At 67.9% G+C, this 8,009-nt stretch carries 13 protein-coding genes and 1 pseudogene; 6 read left to right on the top strand and 8 right to left on the bottom strand.

Annotation, left to right across the window (positions count from 1 at the left end; translation table 11 throughout):
* Nucleotides 1–90 precede the first annotated feature (90 nt).
* The 7 genes and pseudogenes from Q4I23_RS28200 to Q4I23_RS28170 all read right to left on the bottom strand — a co-directional run bounded on the left by Q4I23_RS28200 (nucleotide 91) and on the right by Q4I23_RS28170 (nucleotide 3,154).
* Entirely contained in the window at nucleotides 91–435 is a 345-nt protein-coding gene (locus Q4I23_RS28200; protein ID WP_498528397.1) for a hypothetical protein, read from the bottom strand.
* On the bottom strand, nucleotides 432–797 hold the full coding sequence (locus Q4I23_RS28195) for a hypothetical protein (RefSeq protein ID WP_454020036.1): 366 nt from the start codon (nucleotides 795–797) through the stop codon (nucleotides 432–434). Before Q4I23_RS28195 ends, Q4I23_RS28200 begins: the two co-directional genes overlap by 4 nt.
* Complete coding sequence (locus Q4I23_RS28190) at nucleotides 794–1,135, bottom strand: cation transporter (protein WP_498528396.1); 342 nt, start codon at nucleotides 1,133–1,135, stop codon at nucleotides 794–796. The genes Q4I23_RS28195 and Q4I23_RS28190 overlap by 4 nt, the downstream gene beginning before the upstream one ends.
* Before the next feature lie 17 nt (nucleotides 1,136–1,152).
* Nucleotides 1,153–1,632, bottom strand: a complete 480-nt coding sequence (locus tag Q4I23_RS28185) for a hypothetical protein (protein ID WP_498528395.1) — start codon at nucleotides 1,630–1,632, stop codon at nucleotides 1,153–1,155.
* A 279-nt stretch (nucleotides 1,633–1,911) separates the two neighbouring features.
* Complete coding sequence (locus Q4I23_RS28180; RefSeq protein WP_498528399.1) at nucleotides 1,912–1,989, bottom strand: hypothetical protein; 78 nt, start codon at nucleotides 1,987–1,989, stop codon at nucleotides 1,912–1,914.
* A gap of 43 nt (nucleotides 1,990–2,032) precedes the next feature.
* A pseudogene (locus tag Q4I23_RS28175) lies at nucleotides 2,033–2,500 on the bottom strand (Tn3 family transposase); the annotation flags it as partial.
* A 216-nt stretch (nucleotides 2,501–2,716) separates the two neighbouring features.
* A complete protein-coding gene (locus tag Q4I23_RS28170; protein WP_498528394.1) occupies nucleotides 2,717–3,154 on the bottom strand; it encodes a POTRA domain-containing protein in 438 nt (145 codons plus the stop codon).
* Between the two features lie 315 nt (nucleotides 3,155–3,469).
* Here Q4I23_RS28170 and Q4I23_RS28165 point away from each other — a divergent pair, with 315 nt between their 5' ends.
* From Q4I23_RS28165 to arsH, 6 genes are all read left to right on the top strand, one after another.
* Nucleotides 3,470–3,607 (top strand): hypothetical protein, encoded by a 138-nt coding sequence (locus Q4I23_RS28165; RefSeq protein ID WP_454020040.1) that lies wholly within the window; start codon nucleotides 3,470–3,472, stop codon nucleotides 3,605–3,607.
* Nucleotides 3,608–3,689: 82 nt separating this feature from the next.
* Nucleotides 3,690–4,046, top strand: a complete 357-nt coding sequence (locus tag Q4I23_RS28160; protein ID WP_498528393.1) for an ArsR/SmtB family transcription factor — start codon at nucleotides 3,690–3,692, stop codon at nucleotides 4,044–4,046.
* Nucleotides 4,047–4,088: 42 nt separating this feature from the next.
* Complete coding sequence (locus tag Q4I23_RS28155) at nucleotides 4,089–4,592, top strand: arsenate reductase ArsC (RefSeq protein WP_454020042.1); 504 nt, start codon at nucleotides 4,089–4,091, stop codon at nucleotides 4,590–4,592.
* A complete protein-coding gene (gene arsN2 / locus Q4I23_RS28150) occupies nucleotides 4,589–5,482 on the top strand; it encodes an arsenic resistance N-acetyltransferase ArsN2 (RefSeq protein ID WP_498528392.1) in 894 nt (297 codons plus the stop codon). The genes Q4I23_RS28155 and arsN2 overlap by 4 nt, the downstream gene beginning before the upstream one ends.
* A gap of 55 nt (nucleotides 5,483–5,537) precedes the next feature.
* Nucleotides 5,538–6,569: an ACR3 family arsenite efflux transporter gene (gene arsB, locus Q4I23_RS28145; protein ID WP_498528398.1), complete on the top strand. Its 1,032-nt coding sequence runs from the start codon at nucleotides 5,538–5,540 to the stop codon at nucleotides 6,567–6,569.
* A 42-nt stretch (nucleotides 6,570–6,611) separates the two neighbouring features.
* The gene (arsH, locus tag Q4I23_RS28140; RefSeq protein ID WP_498528391.1) at nucleotides 6,612–7,373 is read left to right on the top strand and encodes an arsenical resistance protein ArsH; all 762 of its coding nucleotides are present in this window, start codon (nucleotides 6,612–6,614) and stop codon (nucleotides 7,371–7,373) included.
* Between the two features lie 19 nt (nucleotides 7,374–7,392).
* Here the strand turns inward: arsH and Q4I23_RS28135 are convergent, their stop codons facing one another.
* Nucleotides 7,393–7,560, bottom strand: coding sequence for an abortive infection family protein (locus Q4I23_RS28135; RefSeq protein ID WP_454019391.1), 168 nt, complete (start codon nucleotides 7,558–7,560; stop codon nucleotides 7,393–7,395).
* Nucleotides 7,561–8,009 lie beyond the last annotated feature (449 nt).

Here is an 8,009-nt window from a genome sequence, read left to right as displayed (position 1 = left end):
GCGTATAATCGTCGGCAGCGTCAGATGTGTATAAGAGACAGGTACTGGCGCTGCTGCTTCTTCAGCTTCCTCAACGCCTTCTTGGTCTTCTTAGCCATGGGAGCCCTCGTTCTTCGGCAGTTCTTGCGGCGGCTCGTCCGCCGGATTCAGCAGATATTCGATCATGACCACGCCCGCCGCCCCGGCGGCGACCGCCAGGGCGAGGCGCACGTAGTCGCGGTTGCGCAGGGCATCGGCGGCGACGCTGGCGGCGGCCAGAGCGGCACCGCCCTGCAGGCCGTGGCGCAGGATGGTGCGCGGCGCGGGAGGCTCGGCGCCCGTCACCCAGCGGTCCTGGACGGCGGTCAGCAGGCCGGTCGCCACCATGCCGCGGGTGAAGTCGGCGGCGAGCGTGCCGGAGCCCCGCGCCGCGCCGCGCCGCTTCGCGCGTTTCACGCGGCCCCCGGTGCGGCGGACGGCGTCGGCTCGGACTTCACCGGTTCCGCCACATCTTCCTTTGCGGGCGCCACATCCGCTGGGGCTTCCTCAACCGGCTCCTCCGCTGCCGCGTCCACGGGCGTGGCGAGGCGGGAGCGCAGACCGGCGGAGGTCCGCTCAATGGCGAGCAGGCCGGTGACCGCGGCCTCGCGCACCGCGGTCTGGGCCTTGCCGGCGCCCTCGCGGGCGGCGGCCTTCACATCGACGGACTTTAGGTCAGCGATCTTCGGATCGGCCTTGACCTTGGCGTTTTTCATCATCCGGACGCCGATGGCCCCGGCGATCACGCCGGACGCGAATGTCAGAAGCGGCAGCATCATGGTCTCCTTTCCGGCGCACCGCCCGCAAACCCGGCGGTGGCGATGCGCAGCAGCGTCCCCGCCGCCGCGCTGGCTTCCCCCCGCAGCAGATCCGGCCACGCCGAGGGCGGGATCACCGTGGGGTCGTATTCGATGGTGCAGGAGCGGGCGAGCGGGTTCAGCGCGACGGAGCGGATGCCCTCCGCCCCGGTGAGCGCCCGGTGCAGCGCCTTGGCGTCGTCCGCCAGCGCCGCCAGACCGCGCTCCGCGGCGCCGTCGAGCTTCAGCCGCACCCGGCCCGGAATGTGGTGCGCGATGGTCAGGGCGGCGGCCAGCCGGTTCAGGAAATCGTCGGGCATGCTTGGGTCACAATCCTTCATTGGAACAGGCGTTTGCGCTGCACGGTCATGTGGACGAGCATGAAGGCGACGAACAGCGTGCCGAAGCCGGCATGGACGCGCTTGCCCACCCCCAGCGCCGCCAGGGTCGCCGCCATGCTGCCCATCATCCCGATCTTGGCCGTACGGTTGATCCGCCATTTCAGCTCCGGAGCGGCCGGCTTGCTTTCCGCGACGGGGGCGGGGTCGTCCGGTACCGGAGAAGCCTCAGCGGGGTGCAGGACCGCCGACAGCAGCGCCTCCACCTGGGACCGGGCGTCATCCGGCATCAACACGGCGGGATCGTAGCTCAGCAGAACACTGCCCACCGCCGGGTTGCTCCCGGTCACCCGGACGGCATTCAGAGTCTCCAGGCGGCCCAGCGCCTCCTGGAAGCGGTCGGTCCGGCGCAGCAGCGGGTGGCGCACGCGGATGCGTCCGGGTACCGCCGATGCGATGGGAGAGGTCCGTCCGCTCATTGCCCGTTCTCCTGTGTCGGCCACGGTCCGCTCACACGGCCGGGGGCATTCCACGGTTGTGCAGGATATCCATATTTTCACAATGGTGAAACATTTCCTCGGCTTCGCGCACAGGCGCCGGACGCAAGGCGGCGTTGCGGAAAAACCGCGTCCTCATCCAAGAAGTGCAGGGAACGGGGCGCAGAGCAGCGCCGTGGGACCGAGCCTCAACGCAGCCCGCGGCGCGTGTGGGAGCATCGACACCAGCACCGCGGGCGACAGCGACAGCACGAGCCCCAGTCATCCCGCCCACCCCAGCAGGCGGCTGGTCCGGACGGAAGGGCGGCGGGCGAAAACCTGCTCGTGATGGCAGTCCATGGCGAGCGCCAGGGCAAGCAAACCCGCACAGGGGTCACTACACGACGGCATGGCCCTGGCTTGCCAACTCGGCCAAGGCAGCTTCGAGATAGCGTGTGTTCCACAGGATGATCGCCGACACCAGCAGGTTCAGCCCCGAGGCGCGGAAGACCTGATTCTCGAAACTGCGATCACGCATTTCCCCCAGGCGATTGAAGAAGATCGCCCTGGCCGGGGCATTCCGTGCCTCTCCCTTGTTGAGTCAGGCGTTGGCGCGTCGACGAAGTTCAGGCTCACGCAACCACTGAAAGGTGAACGCGCTGCGTTCAATACGGCACAGTTCCCGAAGTGCCAAGGCCAAGCCATTTTGCCGTGGGTAAGCCGCAAGCCGCCGTAGTATGGCCGAGGCCGTCGCAGTGCCCGAACGGATCGAGGTTGCCAGCCGCAGCAGTTCCGTCCAATTGGCTGTGGGGTGGTCGACGTCGATGGTTCCGCCGACCAAAGACTGCAGGATTGTTGGCGCCTCTCGGCCCGGCAGCAGAACACCTCGATAAACCGCCTCTGAGTGCGGGTTGATGGTAACAAGGGGCCACGGGAAGGGATAAACGGCGTTTTTTTGGGGGATGAGCTCTCGGTTTTGGCTGAAAAGTCGGAAGTATGCGACGGTTTTGGCGCTATACGGGCGCAATTTGCCCCTCGAGCCAGATCAGGCGTCGAAACTTGTAGGCAACGTTGGCGATGCCAATCTTCACCGTCGCGCGACCGAGGCCGATGGTGCGGATGAACAACGCCATGCGCTCCTTCTGGTCCGCGAAGACATGCTCGACAACGGACCGCACCGCCGAGCGGGCACGGTTGGCGCGCTGGTGCGGCCCCGGCCCTGGCCCTCCCCCTGGGTGGAGACTCGGCCCAATCCAAACTTGATCACCTGCAGGCTGAGGATGCCGGCGGAAATTTCCTGCGGGGGAACGCTGACCGAGACGAACGGGTCGCCGACGTCCCGATAGCCCCCCGCGACGGCCGCTTGCGCGTTGGCGATCAGCGCCATGGACAGCGGCCGGCCGATGAAGCCGGCGAGTGCCGTGCGCAACTCGCTCCGCAAGGCCGGATCGGGCTCCACACCTCCCAGGCCATATGTTGGCCGGCCGAAAGGCGAGTAGCGGCCCGTCCCACGGCATGTCCCCATCGATACCGGCGCTGACGGCCCCAGATACCACGCGGACGATCGACGCGGAGTTCCAGGTCATCGCCGAGGAGGCCGACGATGTTCCTCTCGATCCACCATCACATCGCGCAGGCCGTCCAGTTCGCCTTGGACGCCCATGGCCCCTTGCCGACCGGGAAGCTCCGAGCGCGCCAACGTCGTGCGGTGCTGCGCCAACTGTCCGCGGCGGCGGTCCGATGCTTGAATCAAAAGGCATGGCGCGAAATGGCTGATGCCGCTCCTCACCACATTTCCACTCCGTCCCGGAGAACACGTTGAAGCCAACCCGGCTGGGTGTTGGCCAACATGGTCAGGGCGGGCGTGCTGACCGTCGGCGAAACGATCAAGGCGTTGACCGTGGTGACGCTGTTCTCCGTCTTCAAGCTGCTGGAGAGGGTGGTCGCAGGCATCGGACATCCACAACCGCCACATTGAGCGGATCGGCCAGAGAGCGAGGGGTGATGCGCCGAGAAGCAAACCACTTGCCTCATATCGATGATTCGACTATCGTCGAAATATGGAAACGAAGAACGCCATCGATGCCTTCGCCGCCCTGGCCCAGGACACCCGCTTGGCCGTGTTCCGCCTGCTCATCCAGGCCGGACCGAACGGGCTGACCGCCGGGGACATCGCCCAGCAGGTTGGCGTGCCCGGCTCGACGCTGTCGCACCATCTGGCGACGCTGGAACGCGCCGGGCTGCTGCGCTCCTGGCGGGTCCAGCGGCAAATCTTCTACGCCTGTGACTACGAGGGCACCCGGCAATTGATCGCCTTCCTGATGGAGGACTGCTGCCAGGGCCGTCCCGAGCTGTGCTCAACCGACCTCCTCCAGGCGGGTGCTTGCAGCCCGGCGAGCTGCGGCCCCGACACCTGACCCGACCCGCCGCCCCCGCGGCTTGGAAAAGGCGATCCCGCAATGACCGACCACGTCTACAACGTCCTGTTCCTGTGCACCCACAACAGCGCCCGCAGCGTCATGGCCGAATGCCTGCTCAACCGCGAGGGCCGCGGCCGTTTCCGCGCCTACAGCGCCGGCAGCCAGCCGACCGGGCGCCTCAACCCGCACGTCCACGACCTGCTGGAGCGCCTCGACTTTCCGACCGCCACGCTGCGCTCCAAGAGTTGGGACGAGTTCGCCCAGCCCGGGGCGCCGCATATGGACTTCATCTTCACCGTCTGCGACAGCGCCGCCGGCGAGGTCTGCCCGGTGTGGCCGGGCCAGCCGATGACGGCGCACTGGGGCTTCCCGGACCCGTCGAGCGCCCAAGGCTCGGACGCCGAGAAGGCCGCCTTCACCGCCACGGTGTTCGGACAGATCCAGCGCCGCATCCAGGCCTTCGCCAGCCTGCCCTTCACCTCGCTCGACCGGCTGGCCCTGAAGCGCAGGCTCGACGACATGGCCGCGGGGAACGACGCATGACCAAGTGCGTCACCCCGCTGGCCGACGCGGAGCGCCCGGCGCTTGCCCGCCTGCTGGCAGCCAACGGCTTGCCGACCGACGATCTCGGCGAGCCCGGCCGGCGCTTCTGGCGCGTTGCGGACGATCAGGGGACGCTCGGCTATGGCGGGCTGGAGGTCCATGGCGCCGATGCCCTGCTGCGTTCCGTGGTCGTGCCGGCCGAGCGGCGCGGCGCCGGCGGCGGCCGCATCGTGGTGGCGGCCGTGTGCGCACAGGCGGTCACACTGGGGGTCGAGCGGCTGTGGTTGCTCACCACCGGCGCCGCCGGCTTCTTCCAACGTCTCGGTTTCCAGCGGGTGGAGCGGGCCTTAGCTCCTTCGGCAATCCAGTCCAGTGCGCAGTTCGCCGGCCTGTGCCCGGGGAGCGCCGTCTGCCTGCGCGCGGACCTCGCGCAGCCGGCCGAGGATCTGGTGGCCGGGAGCGTGGTGACCATCTATCACAACCCCAACTGCGGAACGTCGCGCAACACGTTGGGGCTGATCCGCAACAGCGGCGTCGAGCCGACGGTGATCGAGTACCTGAAGACGCCGCCGAGCCGGGACGAACTGGTGACGCTGATCCGCCGCATGGGAATTCCGGTGCGGGCCGTGCTCCGGCAGACGGGCACCCCCTACGCCGAACTCGGTCTCGACGATCCCGCGCTGACGGACGCGGCGCTGCTGGACGCCATGATGGCGCATCCGATCCTGATCAACCGGCCGATCGTAGTGACGCCGCTCGGCGTGCGCCTGTGCCGGCCGTCGGAAGCGGTCCTTGATCTCCTCCCCGCTCCACAGCGCGGCGCCTTCGCCAAGGAAGACGGCGAGCCGGTCGTCGACGCCGCCGGGCGGCGCGTCACCCCAGCCTCCTGACAGGACCATCGACATGACGGCTGACATCCACGCCGCCCCGGCGGAACGCCCCGCCATGGGCCTCTTCGAGCGCTACCTCAGCGTCTGGGTGGGCTTGTGCATCGTCGCGGGCATCGCCTTCGGCCATCTGGCCCCCGGGCTGTTCCAGGCCATCGCCGCCGCCGAACTGGCCAAGGTCAACCTGCCGGTGGCGGTGCTGATCTGGCTGATGATCGTGCCGATGCTGCTGAAGATCGACCTCGGCGCGCTGGGCCGGGTCAAGGAGCACTGGCGCGGCGTCGGCGTGACGCTGGTCATCAACTGGGCGGTCAAGCCCTTCTCGATGGCGCTCCTCGGCTCCCTGTTCATCGGCCACCTGTTCGCTCCGCTGCTGCCGGCGGAGGAGATCCCCTCCTACATCGGCGGCCTGATCCTGCTGGCGGCGGCCCCCTGCACGGCGATGGTTTTCGTCTGGTCGAACCTGTGCGAGGGCGAGCCGCATTACACCCTGAGCCAAGTGGCGCTGAACGACCTGATCATGATCTTCGCCTTCGCGCCGCTGGTCGGGCTGCTGCTCGGAGTCTCGTCGATCACCGTGCCCTGGGGGACGCTGCTGCTGTCGGTGGCGCTCTACATCGTGCTGCCGGTGGTCGCGGCCCAGTTTTGGCGCCGCATGCTGCTGGCGTCGGGCGGCGAGCCCGCCCTGGCCCGCGCGCTGTCGCTGCTGCAGCCGGTGTCGCTGGTGGCGCTGCTGACCACGCTGGTGCTGCTGTTCGGCTTTCAGGGCGAGCAGATCCTGGCCCAGCCGCTGGTCATCCTGCTGCTGGCGGTGCCGATCCTGATCCAGGTCTACCTCAACGCCGGGCTGGCCTACTGGCTGTCGCGCCGGTTCGGGGTGGCGTGGTGCGTGGCGGCGCCGGCGGCGCTGATCGGCGCCTCGAACTTCTTCGAGCTGGCGGTGGCGGCGGCCATCAGCCTGTTCGGCCTGGGCTCCGGGGCGGCGCTCGCCACCGTCGTCGGCGTGCTGGTCGAGGTGCCGGTGATGCTGTCGGTGGTGAAGATCGTCAAGGCGACCAAGCCCTGGTACGAGGGGCGGGCCGGCGCCTGATGGCCCGGCTCCGCCATGGAACCATCACCGGAGAGTGTCGGCATGTCTGAGCATGATAGTGAGAATGGCGCGGACCTTCCGAGCCTGGACGAGCGCTATTTCGAGCCGCCGGACCTTGGCAAGCTGACGCCTGGGCATGTGTCCACCCACCCGCCACGCATCCTGCTGCTCTACGGCTCCCTGCGCGAGCGCTCCTACAGCCGCTTCCTCACCGAGGAGGCCGCGCGTCTGCTCCAGCGCATGGGGGCGGAGACGCGCGTCTTCGATCCCCGCGACCTGCCGCTGCCGGACAGCGTACCCCCTGACCACCCCAAGGTGGCCGAACTGCGGGCGCTGTCGCAATGGTCGGAGGGGCAGGTCTGGGTCAGCCCGGAGCGCCACGGCACCATCACCGGCATTCTGAAATGCCAGATCGACTGGCTTCCGCTGGAGAGCGGCGGGGTCCGGCCGACGCAGGGGCGCACGCTGGCCGTGATGCAGGTGTCGGGCGGGTCGCAGTCGTTCAACGCGGTCAACGCCATGCGGGTGCTGGGGCGCTGGATGCGCATGGTGACCATCCCGAACCAGTCGTCGGTGGCCAAGGCGTTCCAGGAGTTCGACGAGGCCGGCCGGATGAAGCCGTCGCCCTACTACGACCGCGTGGTGGACGTGATGGAGGAGCTGGTGAAGTTCACCCTGCTGGTGCGCGACCGCAGCGACTATCTGACCGACCGCTACAGCGAGCGCCGGGAGGCGGGCCGGGCTGTGGCTGGCGAAGCGCAGGCCCTCGTTGCTGCCGCCATGAGCGGAGAGCGCACCGCGTGACATTGGGGAGCGGGGCGCTTCATGGTTGGGACGCTTGGCGGGCTTGCCACGTCGACACCAGGAAGGCCGCCACCGTCCCAGCGAGGTTCACCGCCAGCTCCGCATGCCGTGCCGACGGGCGGACCGCTTTGCGTCCGCGGCCGTGGGCATCGCTCAGCTTGTTGCGGATGCTGGCCAAGCTGTTCACGACGTTCTGGCGCTACCACCTGCGCACGCTAGTGGAGGCCTGCTTCAGCCGCTACAAACACGTCATCGAGGTCTTGTAGGGTTCCATACCAACGACCGCCGGTAGACCGGGATTGATGGCGCCGTCCTGTTCCAGAACCGCATGCTCGACCTCGTCTGTCTCCATTGTTTGGGTATGCCGCACTGCCGGCATCAGCTCTCGTGACCTCAGTGCAACAGCGTCATGGCGCATTCTTGCTAACCGGAGCTAGGTCGCATCATGGTTCAAGCCCCATTCCGAACGGAGACTGCGGCCGGAACTGTGATCACGTTCGGTGCTTTTCGCCTTCATCCAGACCGGCATCTCCTGTTCAAGGACAACAAGCCGGTTGCTCTAGAGCCCTTTCAGGGGTTACCGATTCAGAAGGAGTTTACGGCAACTGGGCTGCGTGATTCACCGTCCTCGACGGA

It is taken from the genome of Azospirillum sp. UFLA03-27, from assembly GCF_059803775.1.
This window is presented reverse-complemented; position numbering and strand designations above follow the sequence as displayed.